The following is a 17,265-nucleotide window of genomic DNA, read 5'->3' as shown; positions in this document are numbered from 1 at the left end:
TCCCCGGGAGGGAAACCATGTTTCATCCACGCCGTCTGCTGCTGTGGTGCGTCGCCTTGGGCGGCGCGCTGGGTTTTGCCTGGGCCCGCCCGCCGACCGCATTGCTTGCGCGCGCCGACTGGCTGCAAGCCATGCTTTACGCCGACCATCACCCGTGGGCCGCGCAGGCCCCCGAAGAGCTGGCGACCAAGATGGACAAGATGCGGGCGGACCGGACCGCCTTCACCTTCCTGCGCGGTACCGCACCGCTGTTCTACCGTGACATGGCAAGGCTGCCGCCTGCCGTCACCTTCAATCAGCGCGTGCAGCTCAACGGCGACGCGCACCTGGCCAACTTCGGCTGCTTTGCCGATGGCGGTGGCCGTGTGATCTTCGCCCTCAGTGATTTCGACGAGGCTGCAGAAGGTCCGGCCGCGTGGGACCTGCGCCGCCTGGCGACCAGCCTGGTGCTGGTGGGGCGCGGGGCCAAACTGGATGAGGCGGACATCGCGGCGGCGCTGGACGCATTGGTCGAGGCCTATCTGACGCGTCTGGTCGCCTTTACCAGGGGCGAATCGGTGCGGGCCTTCCATCTCGACGAGGCGGTGGCGCAGGGCGAAGTGCGGGCGTGCCTTGACGAGGCGGCCAGCCAGTCGCGCGCCAAGTGGCTGAACAAGACGAGCCGGGTCAAGGATGGGCAGCGCCGTTTCCGCGACGACGAACTCCTGCGCGAGCTGGCTCCGGCGCGGGAGGCTGCGCTGCGCAAGGCCGTGGCGGACTATGCCAAAGGGATGGCGCGGCCTGCAGCGTTCTTCCGCGTGAAGGACGTGCGCCAGAAGCTGGGCTCGGGCGTCGGTAGCCTGGGCCGGCTGCGCTACTGGGTGCTGGTGGAGGGTGGCACGCTGGGGCCGGATGATGATGTGATCCTGGAGCTCAAGCAGGCTGCCGCCCCGGCCTCGCGCCTGGCCCAAGCCGGTGCTGTCGCGCCGGCGGGCGAGGCGGCCCGGGTGGTGGCCGCGCTGCGCGCCCAGTTGAGCCAGCCCGACCCCCTGGCCGGCGTGTTGCGACTGGAGGGCGTGGATTACGTGCTGCGCGAGCGGCCGGTGCTGCAGGAGGATTTCGATGTCGATGAGCTGGACACGCCCAAGAAGCTGACCCAGGTAGCCGCCCAGGCGGGCGCAGCGTTGGCGCATGCCCATGCGCTGCCAAAGCCTGCCACGCTCAGTGCCTTCGCGCGTCAGGACCTGCGCCAGAGCCAGACCGAGCTGCGCCGCTTCGCCTTCGACTACGCGGATCAGGTGACGCAGGACTGGCGTGACTTCAAGGATATGAAGCCCGCGCGCTTGTACTGATTGGGGAGTCGGGAGTCGGGAGTCGGGAGTCGGGAGTCCGACGCGCCGCGTCCGTCATTCCTGCGAAGGCAGGAATCCAGTGTCTTTCAGGGGTGGCTGGCCGGGGGAAGCAAAGTCGCTGGGTCCCTGCCCCCGATCAGGTCGAGGGCAGGCTCTGCGCAGGGACGACGGGGAGGGGGGCGCCCGGTCGTGCCTAAGCCTTCATCTCGGCGCGCGTGCTGCGCAGCAAATCCCAGGAGAACACCGCCAGCGCGGTCCAGATCAGGCCGAAGCTCAGCAACTGGCTGGCGCCGAAGGGCTCGTGGAAGACCCACACCGCGATCAGGAACTGCAGCGTCGGCGCGAGGTACTGCACCAGGCCCAGCAGCGACAGCGGCAGACGGCGTGCCCCCTCGGTGAACAGCCACAGCGGGATCGTGGTGATGAGTCCGGCCGCCGGCAGCAGCAGGAACATCCAGGCGCCGCCGTGCAGGGCGCGCAGCTCGTCGCGCGACAGCTCCCAACCCAGGTAGGCCAGGGCGATGGGCAGGGCGACCAGCGTCTCGACGCATAGACCGTTGAGCGAGTCGACCGGCGCGCGTTTGCGCAGCAGGCCGTACACCGCGAAGGTCACGGCCAGTGCAAGGGCCACCCAGGGCAGGTGGCCGATAGCCCAGATGCGCGTGGCGACCCCGAGTGCGGCCAGCCCCACGGCCAGCTTCTGCATCGGGCGCAGGCGTTCGTGCAGGAAGATCGCGCCCAGAGCCACGTTGACCAGTGGGTTGATGAAGTAGCCCAGGCTTGCCTCCACCGTGCGCCCGGCCATGATGGCCCACACGTAGATCAGCCAGTTGCTGCCTGCCAGCAGCATGGTGACGACCAGCAGGCCGGCCAGGCGTGCGTCGCCAAACGCCCGGCGGATTTGGCCGAAGCCCTGGGTGAGCCCGATCAAGGGCAGCAGCAGGACCACCGACCACAGCACGCGGTGCGCCACCACCTCGAAGGCGCCAAGCGAGGCCAGCGCCTTGAAGAACAGCGGCGACAGTCCCCAGATGCAGAAGGCGCCCAGTGCGCTGAGCAGGCCGCGACGGTCGGGTGCGCTCATCGCCAGCGCTCAGTGCTCATGCCGGCGCAGGCCGGCGAAGCGCACCACGTCCGGCAGGTAGTCGGCCCAGCGCGTGAAGCTGTGGTCGCCGCCCTTGAGGATGGTCTGGTGTGCGCCGAGGTATTTCTCGACGGCGTGGCGGTAGTTCAGCACCTCGTCGCCGGTCTCCACCAGCAGCCAGTAGTGGCGGGGCTCGGCGATGTGCGGCACTTCCAGCGCGCGTAGTTCGTCCAGATGCTGGGTGGTCAACTCGAAGCTCTCGCCGGTGTAGAGCTGGGTCTGTGTCCCCAGCCAGGGTTCCAAGGTCAGATGCGACACCACGCTGGGATTCACCACGACGGCCTTGAGCCCGTAACGCTCGGCCAGGTGCGTGGCATAGAAACCGCCCAGCGAACTGCCGACCAGGGTGGGGCGCGCGCCGCGTGCGAGCGTGGCCTCGATGATCTGCGAGACCTGCGCTATCGCGGCCTGCGGCCCCCAGGCGAGCTGTTCGCACCAGAAGTGATCGGCCAGACCCAACTGCGCCATGTGCGCCTGGAGTTGGCGCGCCTTGAAGGATTGTGGGCCGGAGCGAAAGCCGTGGAGGTAGAGGATCATGCTGCGCGGGTACGACGGGTGGGCAAGAAGCAGGCCGTCATTGTGCCCGCAAAGCGAGCCCAGGATGACGCGCTGCGTCAAAGAGGCGTATGCGGATTCCGCAAAGAAAAAGGGCGCGGCCGAGGCCGCGCCCTTTGCTGAACGACTGCCGGCTGGATGCTCAGTAGCCGGTCGTCACACCCAGGCCGCTGGGCAGCTTGCCTACGATCTGCGAGGGCATGTAAGCGCCTTGCGTGGTCCAGGCCATCCAGTCCAGGTCGCTGATCAGGCTTTGCGGGCGGTTGTCGCCGAACTGCACGTAGTCCTGGCCGGTGACGTAGGTGCGCTGCATGTTGGCGGTCGTGAGCGGGCCGAGGATCGGGGTGTCGTTGCCATCGGCATACACCGTGACCGTGCCCGCGTAGGGGCTGGTCATGGCGACCGCGACCTGGAAGATGTGCGGCTGGCTCATGTCCAATTGCTTGGAGTGATCGCCGCCGGTTTGCTCCAGCGAGCTGATGCGCACGTTGCCGCTGTTGGCGTCACCCCGCAGGGAGAGCGTGACGCGGCTATCGGCGAAGGCGAGTTCGAGATCGGCCAGGCGCGTGTTGCTGTCGTAGGTGACACCGGCCACGGGGGCGACGCGCATCAGGTAGGTCATGTAGCGCGGATAGCTCGGCGTGGTGTTGAGGAAGTTGTTGTCGCGGATCAGCGTACGGTTCAGCGCGACGGCGCTGGAGTCCATGCGCAGCAGGCCGGTGCCGGTCGGGCTCAGGTAATCCATGAAGTAGATCGTGCCGTTCCCACTGGGGTCGGGGATGTTGCCGCCGATCTGGGCGAATGTCCCGGTGGAGCCGGACGACAGCGTGAGAGCGCCAGTGGCGTTGGGTTCGAGGTTGCCGTTGTAGCTGTTCCAGGCAGGCGTGGTGGCCAGTGCCGGTGCGGCGCCGACGACGAACTTCACCGCCACGTCACGTGAGGACAGGATGGTGTTGCTGGCATTGAGCAGGGCGACGTTGACGGTGGTGCAGTAGGTGCCGGGCACCAGCGCTGAGCCGTCGCCGCTGACCGTGGCGTAGCCGCCGGCAAGATTGCTCACGATCTTGAGCCAGCTCACCGTCTGCTGGATGAGGATGGTTGTGGCGGCCGGGTTGCTCACGCTCATCGTGACGGTCTGGCTCGGGTTGGTGGCCACGCCTGCCGCGCCGTTCACCGTCAGGTTCACGGTCGACAGGGAGAAGTCGGCGGTGCTGGCACTCGGGCTGGGATTGCCGCAGGTCGTGGGCTGCGTCGTTGTGGTCGTTGTCGTGGTGCTGCTATCGCCACCACCGCCACCACCGCCGCAGGCACTCAACAGGCCAGCCAGGAGCAGGGCGCCAAAGGAAACAGGTTTGAAGTGCATGTGAGAGATCCCCGGGTATGAATGTTATGGTTGTGCAAAAACTTGTAAATTCGCGGCGCGGAGTATGCCAGAAGGGTTGCGCTGTCACCCGCGCATTGCAGCAAGCGAGCGGGCGTATTTGACATTGGGCAAGCGACATCCGCCGCAGCGCAGGGCGAGGGGAGGGGGCATGCGGAACACAGGGTTCGGTGTGGTGCTGGTGGTGGGTTTGGCCTGTTCGGCAGGGGCTGGCGCGGCTGCGGAGGATCGGCCGGCAGCGCCTTTCGTGAACTCCCTGGGCATGCCCTTCGTGTTGATTTCCGCCGGCAGTTTCGAGATGGGGGGCGGGGAGACGGCGACGGGGTTTGCGCGTGACTTTCCGGGCTATCCCAGCGAGCGCCTGGCCGGGCTGGCGGATGAGCAACCGCGGCATCGCGTGCGCATCACGCAGCCTTTCTATCTGGCGCGACATGAAGTCACGGTCGGCGAGTTCCGGCGCTTCCTGGCTGCCTCCGGCCATGTGCCGGAGTCCATCGCGGACGGCACGGGTGGCTATGGCTTCAATCGCGCCTACGATCCGGCGCAGAGTGCGCGCGGCGACGCTTTCGAGGGGCGCGATCCGAAGTACTCATGGCTGAACCCGGGGTTTGCGCAGGGCGAGGATCATCCGGTGGTGAACGTCACCTGGCACGATGCCCAGGCCCTGGCGGCGTGGCTGAGCCGGCAGGAGGGGCGGCGCTACCGCCTGCCGAGCGAGGCCGAATGGGAGTACGCCTGCCGCGCCGGCGCCACAACGCGCTACCAGAACGGCGACGACCCGGCCGGGCTGGCCGCGGTGGGCAATGTGTTCGACCTGCGCACCGCGCTGGAGTGGCCCAAGTGGACGGGCTTTGCGCTGCAGACCGACGACGGCCACCTCTTCACCGCGCCGGTCGAACAGTTCCAGCCCAATGCCTGGGGCCTGTACGACATGCATGGCAATGTGTGGGAATGGACTGCCGACTGGTACGGCGAGGACTACTACGCGCAGTCGCCACTCGATGATCCGCGCGGGCCGGTGGACGGCAATGCGCGGGTGCGGCGTGGCGGCTCGTGGCACACCTGGCCGCTCTACGCACGCTGCGGCTTCCGCAACTGGAATACGCCACAGACGCGCTACACCTTGGTGGGTATCCGCCTGCTGCTGGAAGCGGAGCCGGTGCCTAGAAGCCGTAACACAATGGAGTGAAGCGAAGCGTGACGGTTCTGAGTAGGCGTACACGTGGTACGGCAAGGAGGCGCAACAACGTCAGAACCATTTTGTTACGGCTTCTTAGTGCTCCACCCACTGCACCCAGCCCATCTGCCAGGTGAGCAGCACGATCAGGCCGAAGGCGATGCGATACCAGGCGAAGACCTTGAAGCTGTGGGTGGAGACGAAGCGGATCAGCCAGCGCACGCAGACGAAGGCCGAGATGAAGGAAGCCAGCATGCCGACCACCCACATGCCGAGGTCATCGACCGAGAGCAGCGCGCGCTCTTTGTAGAGCGAGTATACCGAGGCCAGGCCCAGCGTGGGAATGGCGAGGAAGAAGGTGAATTCGGTGGCGGCCTTGCGTGACAGGCCGAACAGCATGCCGCCGATGATCGTGGCGCCGCTGCGCGAGGTGCCCGGAATCAGCGCGAAGGCCTGGGCGATGCCGACCTTCAGCGCGTCCAGCCAGCTCATGTCATCCACCGTGGCGACGCGCTCGTGGTGGTTCTTGCGCTCGGCCCACAGGATGATCACCCCGCCCAGGATGAAGGCCGCCGCCACCACCGGCGCGTTGAACAGGTGGGCCTTGAGCCACTTGCCGAAGATCAGGCCCAGCACCGCCAGCGGCAGGAAGGCGATGGCCACGTTCACCAGCAGGCGGCGCGAAGCTTCCTCACGTGTGGCGCTGAGCACCGCGTGGCCCAGGCGCTGCCGGTATTCCCACACCACCGCCATGATCGCGGCGGACTGGATCACGATCTCGAACAGCTTGGCCTTGTCGCCGGTGAAGTCGAGCAAGGCGCCCGCAAGAATCAGGTGGCCGGTGGAAGAGATCGGCAGGAATTCGGTGAGGCCTTCGACGACGCCAAGGATGGCGGCTTTGAGGAGCAGGGCGAGATCCATGGGGCAGGGCGGGCGGATGGGGAAAACCCGATTATCCCTGAAAGCGTATGGGTGCTTGCGTCACTCAGGCGCAATTTGTTGCGCTGCGGGATCGGCGGCAGTCACGCGCTCCACATAGCCCAGCCAGCGCAAGGCCTGCTCGCGCGTATCGCCACACATCTCCTCCGAAGGCTGCAGGCCGCCGCAGACGGCCGGCCGCTCGGGCGAGCCGAAGATCTTGCAGCGCAGGTCTGCATCGAGCTGGACGCAGGGCACTCCGGCCGGCTTGCCCTTGGGCATGCCAGGGATGGGCGATGAGATGGACGGCGCGATGCAGCAGGCGGCGCAGCGGGGGCGGCAGTTCATAACAAGCAGGACTGAGTGCTGAGGGCTGGGGACTGAGTGTACTGCCCTTGGCCGCCCATGCCTGCGCGGGGCCTGTGGGTGATTTGTTGTGCGCAAAGCGAACCCCTCCCCATCCCTCCCCTTACGAAGGGGAGGGCGTCCGGTCGCGCCTGGGCGGGGGCTTCGCTCTCTCGTGGGGCGGCAGGGCTGTGTGGGCGAAATGTGGCTGGCTTGCGCACGGGAGACGCCTCCCCTTCGTAAGGGGAGGTCGGGAGGGGTTCGACGAGCAGTGGGTGCGGCGATTCAGGCCTGTCCGGCGTCTGAACGACCAGGCCACAGGCCGCGCAGCAAGGCAGGGCGCCAGGCCAGGGTCAGCGCCACCGCCAGCGCGCTGGCGGCAAGCAGCATGAACCAGACGAGGATCGCCATCGAGGGGCGGTCGGCCAGCAGGCTGGCGGCGGCTGCGAGGGCCAGGGCACAGGCGCCCGCACCGCGCAGCAGGCGGCGTGGGCGTCTAGCCGCCGGGCGCGGCATGACCTGCTCCCAGTGCACCGTCATGGCCAGGGCCAGCCAGGCCATGCCGGCCAGGCTCAGCAGGGCGGCGAGGATGAGCCAGAGCGCGTCAGGCATGGGCCACCTCCGTGTCGGCTTCGCCGCGGGCGGCGGGGCTGGCGCGGCGCGCACGCCGGGCGAGCTGGCGTGCGGCCAAGGCGGCGAGGCCCGCGCAGGCCAGCAGGCTGAGGTCCACGCCGGCGACGGCCCAGTAGGGTTCAAAGATGATCGTCTTCAGCAGATGGTCGCCGGTGGTGAGCGCATTGAGCACTACGGCGGCCAGGGCCAGCGCGGTGATGGCCCAGCATTGCTCGCGCCAGGCCGGGTTGATGCCCCCGCGCGCCACCGGCGCGCCGCGCAGCGCGGCGTGCACGAAGGCGAGCGCCCACAGGCCCCAGAAGACCTGCTGCTCCCACTCGCCCTTGCCCGCCAGGTCTGCCGGTAGCAGGCGGTTGGCGACCAGGATGCCGAGGGTAGCGATCACCATGCCGGTCACGCAGCCGACGGCCAGCGCGTCGACCACGCGGCTGCCCGCGCTGCCGGCCTGGGCGTGTTGTTGCTTGCGCTTCTCGACGAAGAACAGGAAGCCGGTGGCGATGCAGGCGCAGCCCAGCAGGCCGCCCAGCACGTAGAGCCAACGCAGGGTCCAGTGCTCGAAGTGCTGCAGGTGCAGGCCGGTCAGGAACTCGTTGAGCCCTTGCACCGGGTTGCGCGGCGGGTCTTCGCGCAGCACTTCGCCGGTGCTGGCCTTGAAGTGGATGGCTTCGCCCACCAGGGCCACACGATCGCTGCCGGCGCGGTAGATGCTCACATAGCCATTCGCGTCGCCGAAGTGATGCAGTTGCAGGAAGCCCACTTCGCCGGCCATGTCGCGCGCGGCCCAGCGGCGCTTGGCCTCGATCATCATCGCGTCGACCGAGGCCAGCGGCGCGGCGATGCCGGCGCGTGCGTGCGGCAGGCCGGTCTCGCGTGCCTCGATGACTTCGTGCTGGTCGTGCAGCGGCTTGAGCTGGAACTGCGACACCGGGAAGTAGTAGAAGCCAGCGAAGATCAGGAGGCCGGTGAAGGCGAAAAAGAAGTGGAAGGGCAGCGCGACGACGCCGGTGAGGTTGTGCAGGTCGAGCAGGCTGCGCTGGGTCTGTTTCTGCGGGCGGAAGGTGAAGAACTCGCGGAAGAACTTGCGATGCATGATCACGCCGGTGACCAGAGCGACGAGCATCACCAGGCCGGCGAGCCCCACAGTGAAGATGCCCATGTTCTTCCACTGCCAGTTCAGGCTGTAGTGCATCGGGTAGAACCACTGGCTGCCGATCTTGAGCTGGTCGGCACGCACCGCTGCGCCGGTGCGCGGGTCGAGGGTGGCGTTGCCGTGGATGTGGTTGTGCCCGGCTTCGTCCTTGGGCAGCGGCACGCGGAAGCCCGCGCCGATGGCCAGCACCGGGTCGCGGTGGGTGGTGTAGGCCCAGTACTCGTCGGCCGGCAACGCCAGGCGCGGGGTCTGCGGGCCCTTGGCCGGGTCGTGCAGCACCGGCATGTTGGCGGCATAGTCGGCGGGGTCCGCTTCGAGGCGCTGGAAGGCCGGCAGCAGGATCTTGTCGAAGGACGGCATGGGCTGCGGCGCGAAGCGCGTGTCGGGCAGCGCCCAGCGGTCGATCTCGCGGTCGAACACCGACAGTGCGCCGAAGAAGAAACAGGCCATCAGCACATAGCCCAGCGCAAGGCCGAACCAGGTGTGCAGCCAGGCCATGGATTGGCGGAAACTCGGGTACATGGCGGGACTCCTCAGGACAGGATCGCGCGCTGCAGCAGGAATGCCGCTGCGTTGAACAGCACCGCGCCGCCGAGCAGCACGACGCCCACGCGCAGCACGCTGCGGGTGGTGAAGGACCACAGGAAGAGGCCCAGGAAGACCAGCAGGCCCAGCATCAGCAGGGCCGTCTCGGCGTCATGGAACTCGACGCCCAGGCCCACCAGGGCGGTGGTGCCGAAGGCAACGAAGCCCCACGAGAACCCCCAGCCGCCTAGGACGACGAGGAGGATGCGCAGGGCGAGACTCAGTCTCTGGAATGGGGGGCGGGAAAGAATGGCGGTCATGTCGTTTGGCTATCTCGTGGGGCGGGGTGTTCGGTAGGGGGCGCAGGGCTGCGTCGTGTGGCCGACTCCGTCGTCCCTGCGCAGGCAGGGACCCAGTGACTTGGCTTGTTCTGTCGGTCGGGTCGGGGTCGGCACAAGACGCTGGATGCCTGCCCCCGATCGGGTCGAGGGCGGGCTCTTCGCAGGAATGACGGGCGGGTGAGTCGGGTGGATGGCCCCTCTCCCCCCGCCCCTCTCCCCGCTGGGGCGAGGGGAGTTCGCACGCGCCCGACTCGGTCGTCCCTGCTTGCGCAGGAATGACGCTGGCGTGTTCGACTCCCCACTCCCGTACTCAGCCTTTGGTCCTCAAAGCTTGTACTCCAGCGTGAGGTAGGCGCTGCGCGGCTCACCGTAGACGGCGCCGTAGGCGAGGCCGGTCACGTATTTCTGGTCGAACAGGTTGACCAGGTTCAGGCGGGCCGACAGGTCCTTGGTGATCTGGTAGCTGGCGAAGGCGTCGGCGACGAAGAAGGCGTCCTGGCGGGCGCCGCCCTCCTTATGCACATCCGATTGCCAGCGCGTGGCGACCCCCAGGCGCAGGCCGGGCAGGATCGGCACGCGGCTGTCCACGCGCAGCTTGGCCAGGGTGCGCGGCACCCATTCGTAGATGTCCTTGCCGTCCGGGCCGGTCAGCTTCAGGCGGGTGAAGCCGAGCGCCAGGTTGGTGTCGGCGCTGAGCTTGCCTTGCACCTCGAACTCGAAGCCGGTGGACTCCACGTCCTTCGGCACGTAGGCGTACTGGCCGCCGCTGGTCATGCCGTCGTAGGTGGCGAGCCCTTCCTGCTTGGCGCTGAACACGGCGAAGGTGGTCAGCAGACGTTTGCTCAGCCAGTCGGCCTTGACGCCCAGCTCGTTGTTGACGCCCTTCATGGGGTCCAGGTAGGCGCCGTTGTAGTCGGTCTGATCCTGGTTCTGGAAGATCTCCGAGTAGGACGCGTAGCCCAGCACATTGGGCGTGAAGGCGTAGGTGAGGCCGAAGTAGGGGCTGGACTCGCGGGTGTCAGGGTAGTTCGTGGTCGTGGTGGCGGCGCCGTAGCGCGAGCTGCCCTCGCGCGACAACTTGACCGCGTTGAGGCCCACGATGGCGCGCAGCTCGTCGGTGAGCGCCAGGCGCGAGGCGGCGTAGAGGCGGGTCAGGGACTGCTTGCCGCCGTCGTTCGGGGTGCGCGGGCCCCAGTCCGGTTCCGGGTAGACGTTGCCGCCATAGGGGAAGGCCGGCAGCGGCAGCAGCATGTAGGACGAGCTGAAGTTGTAGACGTCGGTCTCGGTCTCCTCGACCGAATGGCTCAGCCCGGTGATCAGCTCGTGCTTGCGGCCGAACAGGTTGAACGAGCCGCTGAGGTTGGCGTCGAGGAGGTCGCTCTCGGTGGTGGTGAAGCTGCCATAAGGCCAGCCGACCAGGCCGGTGTTGTCGTCATTGAGGCCGCCCGTCAGCGAGTAGGCGTAGAGCAGGCGGGTCTGTTCCTCGGCATGACGCTTGTTGTAGGTGAACTTGGCTTCCCAGTTGTCATTCAGGTAGTGGGTGTACTCGGCGAAGGCGGTGGTGGCCTTGGTGTCCCAGTAGGTCCAGTCCTGCGAGGTGGAGGACGAGGTGTCGAACTCGGCCTGGCCGCCGCTCAGGTAGTTGAGGGTCAGCGAGCCCCACATCGGCGACTTCTGCTGGTTGTCCTGGTGGGTGAGGCCCAGGGTCAGCACACCGCTGTTGCCGATCTGGCTGTCGATCACGCCGTAGAGCGAGGTGTTGCGGTCCTTGAGGTCGCGGATCCACGAGTCGGTGTCCTGGTGCACCACCACGAAACGACCGGCCACCGAGCCGTCTTCGGTGAACACCTTGTTGTAGTCGAGCGCGGCGCGCTTCATGTCGTGCGCGCCCAGCTTCAGTTCGACCGTGCCTTCATCCTTGTTGGTCGGGCGCTTGCGCACGTAGTTGATGGTGCCGGAGGAGTTGCCCACCCCGGTCAGCAAACCGTTGGCGCCACGGATCACCTCGATCTTCTCGAACAGGAAGGTGTCCTGCTGGCCGACCACGGTGCCCCAGCTATTGGTCATGCCCAGGCCGTCGACCTGGGTGAGCTGGATCTCGAAGCCGCGCGAGTTGAAGGTGGCGCGATTGGTCTCGTACTGCTCGACGTTGATGCCGGTGACCATCTGCAGCGCCTTGTTGCTGCCCGTCACGCCGTAGTCGCGCAGCTCCTCGGCCTGCAGCGTGGTGATGCTCTGCGGCGTTTCCTTGATCGCCATCGGCAGGCCGGTCGCGCCCTTGGAGACGCGGTTGTCGCGCAGGCCGGTCACTACCACCGCAGGCAGCATCTGCTCCTCGGTCGCGGCGCGTGGCGCAGCCTTCTTCACCAGCACCGCGCTGCCCTCCAGGCTGGCTTCCAGCTCGCTGCCGGCGAGCAGGCGGTCGAGCGCCTGGCGCGCGGTGAGCTGGCCGCTCACGGCCGGTGCCGTCTTGCCGGCCACCAACTCGGCCGGGAAGCTCAGTTGCAGATTGGCCTGGCGCGCCAGTTCGTTGAGTGCGGGGCCGAGACCCTGGGCCGGGATGTTGATCGACACGGCGGCCGGCGTGGCCGTCTGGGCATGGGCCGGGGCGACCTGGCCGGCGGCCAGGGCGACACTGAGGGCGGCCGCCAGGGCCAGGGGAGTAGGGGTGAAACGCTTCTTATGCTGCGCGGTGCGCATGGGTGAAACTCCTGCATCGGTGGGTTGACTGCCGGGCTCCGGCGCCACGCCGCAAGCCCTCCTGCCGATGAAGACGGATCAGCCCCGCTGAATCCTCATATCGCAAATGAGAATTTTTACTATTTAGTTTTCGGCCTCCCGCGCGACCACCTCGGTCAGGCCGTCGTGCCGCACCAGACGTACCGGCAGCATGTGCGGCAGGGCCTGGGCGAACTGCCGGTGTTGCTGCAGGGAATAGCTGCCGCCCACCGGCATCGCAGCCACCGCCGGGTCGCGCACCACCAGGCCGGTCGGGCCGTAGCGCTCGAACTCGGCGATCGCGTCCGCCAACGGTGTTTGGTCGAAGCTCACCCGGCCGCTGCGCCAGGGCGCCACGGCAGCCGGCGACAGCGTGGCAATGGCGCCCAGTCCGCCGCGTCCGTCGGCCGCCACGCGCTGGCCGGCCACGAGCTCCACGGTCGCCTGCCCCGGCTGGGCCGGCGCTACGCGCACCCGGCCTTCTTCCACCTCCACCACGGTCTGCCCGGCACCCTGCCCGCGCGCGCTGTGGCGCACCGAGAAGCGGGTGCCCACCACGGTGATGCGCAGCCCGCCGGCCCACACATGGAAGGGGCGGCTCGCGTCCGGGTGCACCACGAACATTGCCTGGCCTTCGCTCAGGCGCACTTCGCGGCGGTCGCGGTAGAGGCTCACCTCGGCCCGGCTGGCAGTGTCGAGCTGCAGGGTGCTGCCCTGCTGCGGCGCATCCGGCAGGACGACGTTCAACTGCTGGCCGCGCGCGCTCGCGTAGGCCTGGGCGAAGACCGGCTGCTGTTGCCAGTGCTGCCAGCCCAGCCAGACCGTGCCACACAGCACGCACACCGTGGCGGCCAGGGCAGCCTGCGGCAGCCAGTTCAGTTGCAGCCCTTGCCACCAGCGTACGAGTGAGCGGGGCGCCTGGCGCACGCTCTCGGCCGGGCGCGGCGGCGCGGCCAGGCCGGCTTTCAGCGAGGCGATCTGGTCGTCCGGCACCTGCTGCAGTTCGTCCAGGTCGCGTGCCATGTCCTCCAGCGCCTCGCCATGCCGGGGATCGGCGCGCAGCCAGTCCGCCAGTTCCGCCTCGCCAACCGCGTCCAGACCATTGCGCCGGCGCAGCGCCCAGGTGGCCGCGGCGAGGTCCAGCGGGTCCTGGGTCTGGGCGAAGGCCTCGAAGTCGCGGGCTTCGTCGTCGATGTCCGGGGCAGAGGCGGATGGGCGCAGGTTCATGAGGGGATGGCAGGCGTGCTCTTGTGGGGTAGACGCACGAGGGCGCAGGCATCCTCACCTGTCGTCCGGCAGTCCTTGGGAGAGCGGATCATGGCGGGGCGTCGGTGGGCCCGTCAGCGGCCAGACTGCGCCGGCACTGCTTGCAGGCCAGCATGCCGCGTACCACGTGTTTCTCCACCATGCTGACCGAGATGCCCATGCGCTGCGCGACCTGGGCCTGGCTCAACTCGTCGAAGACGTGCAGCACGAAGGCCTCGCGGCAGCGCGGTGGCAGCGCCTCGATGGCGGCCACGTAGGCTCGGATGACCTGCTGTGCGGCCAGTGCTTCCTCCGGTTGCAGATGACTGGGCGCCGGGGGGTGTTGTGCTTCCGGCACCGCATCCAGGGCCTCGTGCTGGCGCACTGCGTCGCGCCGGTACTGGTCGACGACGAGGTTGCGCGCGGTGCGGTAGAGCAGGGCGCGCAGGTCGAGGATCGCCTGCCCGCTGCCCTGTGCGCTGAGCACGCGCAGGAAGCTCTCCTGGGTGAGGTCGGCCGCCAGCTCGCGGTCATTGACCTGGCGGCTCAGGAAGCTCAGCAACTCGCGGTGATAACGCTCCAGCACGGGACATCCATTCGGCAGACGGAAAGAGGGGGGAGCCCTACAACTTTAGCAATAAGAATGGTTCGCATTTAAACATACGAAGGCCTGCTTGTGTCGCCGGGGCGCTTGGGCGGCGGGCCGCACGCATCAGATGCGGTGCGCGGCGGCGCTCAGGCGGCCCCTTGCGCTTGATCTGACGCAGGCTCCGCTTTGGTGCGGCCATGTCATTTGCGTAACTTGATTCGAATCAAGGCCGGCGAAGGGGTCTGGAAAGTCCAATCCCATGACGAGCACAGGGTTGGTGCATGGATAGGCTGGCTGTCCTTTATTGGGGCGGGCCTGGCGTCTAAGCTTGACCAACATGGTGCACAAAAAGGAGGGGGCATGAAGGTCACCAGTCTGCTGGTCCGCATCAAGCCGGAGGAGCGTGAGATCGTCAGCCGAACGCTGGCGGCGATTCCTGGCGTCGAGTTGCATGGCGCGACCGAGGACGGCGGCCGCCTGATCCTCACGATCGAAGACGGCGAGGGCTATGCCGTCAGCGATTCCATCCTGGCCGTGTCCACCGCCCCCAAGGTGCTGGGCGTCACCCTGGCCTACGAATACACCGACGAAGAGACGACCGCGCCCGAACTGGCCGCGGCCTTCAGTCGTTCACGCCGCGAGGAGAGCAGAGCATGAGCATGTCACGACGCGACTTCATCAAGAGCCAGGCCGTAGCGGCCGCCGTCGCCACCGCCAGTGGCGCGCCGGTCGTGGCGCTCGCCGCCGACAAGCCAGCCGGCGCAGCGGCGGGCAATCCGAACGAGGTGCGCTGGGACAAGGCGCCCTGCCGCTTCTGCGGCACCGGCTGCTCGGTGCTGGTCGGGGTGCAGAACGGCCGCGTGGTGGCCACCCAGGGCGACCCGGATGCGCCGGTCAATCGCGGGCTCAACTGCATCAAGGGCTACTTCCTGTCGAAGATCATGTACGGCGCTGACCGCCTCACGCAGCCGCTGCTGCGCATGAAGAACGGCCAGTACGACAAGAACGGCGAGTTCGCGCCGATCTCCTGGGACAAGGCCTTCGACATCATGGCCGAGAAGTGGAAGGCGGCGCTCAAGGAGAGCGGCCCCAACTCACTGGCCATGTTCGGTTCGGGTCAATGGACCATCTGGGAAGGCTATGCCGCGGCCAAGCTGTACAAGGCCGGCTTTCGCACCAACAACCTCGACCCCAACGCACGTCACTGCATGGCTTCGGCCGTGGCCGGCTTCATGCGCACTTTCGGCATCGACGAGCCGATGGGCTGCTACGACGACATCGAGGCGACCGATGCCTTCGTGCTGTGGGGCTCCAACATGGCCGAGATGCACCCGGTGCTGTGGAGCCGCGTGACCGACCGCCGCCTGTCGCACCCGGGATGCCAGGTGCATGTGTTGTCGACCTTCGAGCATCGCAGCTTCGACCTTGCCGACAACGGCATGGTGTTCGTGCCGAACACCGACCTGGCGATCCTGAACTACATCTGCAATCACATCATCCAGAGTGGCAAGGTCAACAAGGACTTCGTCGCCAAGCATGTGAACTTCAAGAAGGGCGAGACCGACATCGGCTTCGGCCTGCGCCCCACGCATGACCTGGAGAAGAACGCCAGCAACAACGGCTATCCGGGCGCCGACGGCAAGCCCAAGGGCGACACCGGCAAGTCCACGCCGATGAGCTTCGAGGAGTTCGCCAAGTACGTCTCCGAGTACACGCTGGAAAAAACCGCCAAGCTCTCTGGCGTCCCTGCCGAGCGCCTGAAGAAGATGGCCGAGCTGTATGCCGACCCGAAGAAGAAGGTCGTCTCCTTCTGGACCATGGGTTTCAACCAGCACACGCGCGGCACCTGGGTGAACAACATGATCTACAACGTTCACCTCTTGACCGGCAAGATCAGCGAACCTGGCAACAGCCCCTTCTCGCTGACCGGTCAGCCCAGCGCCTGTGGCACCGCGCGCGAAGTGGGCACCTTCGCCCACCGCCTGCCGGCCGACATGGTCGTGACCAATCCCGAACATCGCAAGCACACCGAGGAAATCTGGCAACTGCCCGAGGGCACGCTGCCGGCCAACATCGGTCTGCACGCGGTGGCGCAGAGCCGCGCGCTGAAGGATGGCAAGGTCAAGTGCTACTGGACCAGCACCACCAACAACATGCAGGCCGGGCCCAACGTGAACGGCGAGATTTACCCGGGCTGGCGCAACCCGGCCGCCTTCGTGGTGGTGTCGGATGTCTACCCCACGGTGTCGGCGCTGGCCGCCGACCTGATCCTGCCTTCCGCGATGTGGACCGAGAAGGAAGGGGCCTTCGGCAATGCCGAGCGGCGCACCCAGTTCTGGCGCCAGCAGGTCAAGGCACCGGGCGATGCGCGTTCGGACCTGTGGCAGTACGTCGAGTTCTCCAAGCGTTTCAAGATGGAAGAAGTGTGGCCGGCCGAACTGCTGGCCAAGAAGCCGGAGTACAAGGGCAAGACGCTGTACGACGTGCTGTACGCCAACAAGGTGGTCAACAAGTACCCGCTGGCCGATGTTGCCAAGGTCAATGCGCACGCCATCGACGGCTACATGAACGACGAGTCGAAGGCCTTTGGCTTCTACCTGCAGAAGGGGCTGTTCGAGGAGTACGCGATCTTCGGCCGCGGCCACGGCCACGACCTGGCGGCCTTCGAGGTCTATCACAAGGCGCGCGGACTGCGCTGGCCGGTGGTGGATGGCAAGGAGACGCTGTGGCGCTTCCGCGAAGGCTACGACCCCTACGTCAAGAAGGGCGAAGGGGTGAAGTTCTATGGGCACAAGGACGGCAAGGCGGTCATCTTCGCGCTGCCCTACCAGGACCCGCCCGAGATGCCGGACAAGGAGTACGACCTGTGGCTGTGCACCGGTCGCGTGCTGGAGCACTGGCATACCGGCAGCATGACGCGGCGCGTGGCCGAGTTGCACAAGTCGGTGCCGGAGGCGGTGGTATTCATGCATCCGGACGACGCCAAGAAGCGCCACCTGCAGCGCGGCATGCTGATCAAGGTCGCCTCGCGGCGCGGCGAGATCACCGCGCGCGTCGAAACGCGCGGCCGCAACAAGCCGCCGGTGGGCCTGATCTTCGTGCCCTTCTTCGACGAGGGGCGCCTGGTCAACAAGCTCACGCTGGACGCGACCTGTCCGATCTCCAAGGAGACCGACTTCAAGAAGTGCGCGGTCAAGGTTCTGAAGGCGTGAC

General features: G+C 67.2%; 15 protein-coding genes. 4 read left to right on the top strand and 11 right to left on the bottom strand.

All coding sequences use genetic code 11. The features are described from left to right. The first annotated feature begins 17 nt into the window (after window positions 1-17). Window positions 18-1,331, top strand: coding sequence for a DUF2252 family protein (locus tag NMB43_RS17760; RefSeq protein WP_494349499.1), 1,314 nt, complete (start codon window positions 18-20; stop codon window positions 1,329-1,331). Window positions 1,332-1,524: 193 nt separating this feature from the next. Here NMB43_RS17760 and rarD read toward each other — a convergent pair whose 3' ends face one another. The 3 genes from rarD to NMB43_RS17745 form a co-directional block, all read right to left on the bottom strand. After that, on the bottom strand, window positions 1,525-2,415 hold the full coding sequence (rarD, locus tag NMB43_RS17755; RefSeq protein WP_494349498.1) for an EamA family transporter RarD: 891 nt from the start codon (window positions 2,413-2,415) through the stop codon (window positions 1,525-1,527). A gap of 9 nt (window positions 2,416-2,424) precedes the next feature. Further along, a complete protein-coding gene (locus NMB43_RS17750) occupies window positions 2,425-3,012 on the bottom strand; it encodes a YqiA/YcfP family alpha/beta fold hydrolase (RefSeq protein ID WP_494349497.1) in 588 nt (195 codons plus the stop codon). Between the two features lie 160 nt (window positions 3,013-3,172). Further along, the gene (locus NMB43_RS17745) at window positions 3,173-4,393 is read right to left on the bottom strand and encodes a hypothetical protein (RefSeq protein WP_494349496.1); all 1,221 of its coding nucleotides are present in this window, start codon (window positions 4,391-4,393) and stop codon (window positions 3,173-3,175) included. Between the two features lie 169 nt (window positions 4,394-4,562). Here NMB43_RS17745 and NMB43_RS17740 point away from each other — a divergent pair, with 169 nt between their 5' ends. After that, window positions 4,563-5,600, top strand: a complete 1,038-nt coding sequence (locus tag NMB43_RS17740) for a formylglycine-generating enzyme family protein (protein WP_494349495.1) — start codon at window positions 4,563-4,565, stop codon at window positions 5,598-5,600. Between the two features lie 84 nt (window positions 5,601-5,684). On the opposite strand, the gene NMB43_RS17735 is transcribed toward NMB43_RS17740, so the two are convergent. From NMB43_RS17735 to NMB43_RS17700, 8 genes are all read right to left on the bottom strand, one after another. Continuing rightward, a complete protein-coding gene (locus NMB43_RS17735) occupies window positions 5,685-6,509 on the bottom strand; it encodes an undecaprenyl-diphosphate phosphatase (protein ID WP_494349494.1) in 825 nt (274 codons plus the stop codon). A gap of 60 nt (window positions 6,510-6,569) precedes the next feature. Continuing rightward, on the bottom strand, window positions 6,570-6,854 hold the full coding sequence (locus NMB43_RS17730; protein ID WP_494349493.1) for a YkgJ family cysteine cluster protein: 285 nt from the start codon (window positions 6,852-6,854) through the stop codon (window positions 6,570-6,572). 282 nt (window positions 6,855-7,136) lie between these two features. Beyond that, on the bottom strand, window positions 7,137-7,463 hold the full coding sequence (locus NMB43_RS17725) for a DUF3325 family protein (RefSeq protein WP_494349492.1): 327 nt from the start codon (window positions 7,461-7,463) through the stop codon (window positions 7,137-7,139). Beyond that, the gene (locus NMB43_RS17720; protein ID WP_494349491.1) at window positions 7,456-9,156 is read right to left on the bottom strand and encodes a PepSY-associated TM helix domain-containing protein; all 1,701 of its coding nucleotides are present in this window, start codon (window positions 9,154-9,156) and stop codon (window positions 7,456-7,458) included. Before NMB43_RS17720 ends, NMB43_RS17725 begins: the two co-directional genes overlap by 8 nt. A gap of 11 nt (window positions 9,157-9,167) precedes the next feature. Further along, complete coding sequence (locus tag NMB43_RS17715) at window positions 9,168-9,479, bottom strand: hypothetical protein (protein WP_494349490.1); 312 nt, start codon at window positions 9,477-9,479, stop codon at window positions 9,168-9,170. Window positions 9,480-9,824: 345 nt separating this feature from the next. Further along, window positions 9,825-12,200, bottom strand: a complete 2,376-nt coding sequence (locus NMB43_RS17710; RefSeq protein ID WP_494349489.1) for a TonB-dependent siderophore receptor — start codon at window positions 12,198-12,200, stop codon at window positions 9,825-9,827. A gap of 123 nt (window positions 12,201-12,323) precedes the next feature. Then, window positions 12,324-13,445, bottom strand: a complete 1,122-nt coding sequence (locus NMB43_RS17705) for a FecR family protein (protein WP_494349488.1) — start codon at window positions 13,443-13,445, stop codon at window positions 12,324-12,326. A gap of 88 nt (window positions 13,446-13,533) precedes the next feature. Further along, the gene (locus NMB43_RS17700) at window positions 13,534-14,049 is read right to left on the bottom strand and encodes an RNA polymerase sigma factor (protein ID WP_494349487.1); all 516 of its coding nucleotides are present in this window, start codon (window positions 14,047-14,049) and stop codon (window positions 13,534-13,536) included. 363 nt (window positions 14,050-14,412) lie between these two features. On the opposite strand from NMB43_RS17700, the gene NMB43_RS17695 reads away from it, so the two are divergent. Further along, entirely contained in the window at window positions 14,413-14,709 is a 297-nt protein-coding gene (locus NMB43_RS17695) for a chaperone NapD (protein WP_494349486.1), read from the top strand. Next, window positions 14,706-17,264 (top strand): nitrate reductase catalytic subunit NapA, encoded by a 2,559-nt coding sequence (napA, locus tag NMB43_RS17690; protein WP_494349485.1) that lies wholly within the window; start codon window positions 14,706-14,708, stop codon window positions 17,262-17,264. Before NMB43_RS17695 ends, napA begins: the two co-directional genes overlap by 4 nt. Window position 17,265 lies beyond the last annotated feature (1 nt).

The organism is Uliginosibacterium sangjuense (assembly GCF_059132465.1).
The sequence above is the reverse complement of the archived record's forward strand: the minus strand, read 5'-3'. Positions and strand labels throughout refer to the sequence as shown.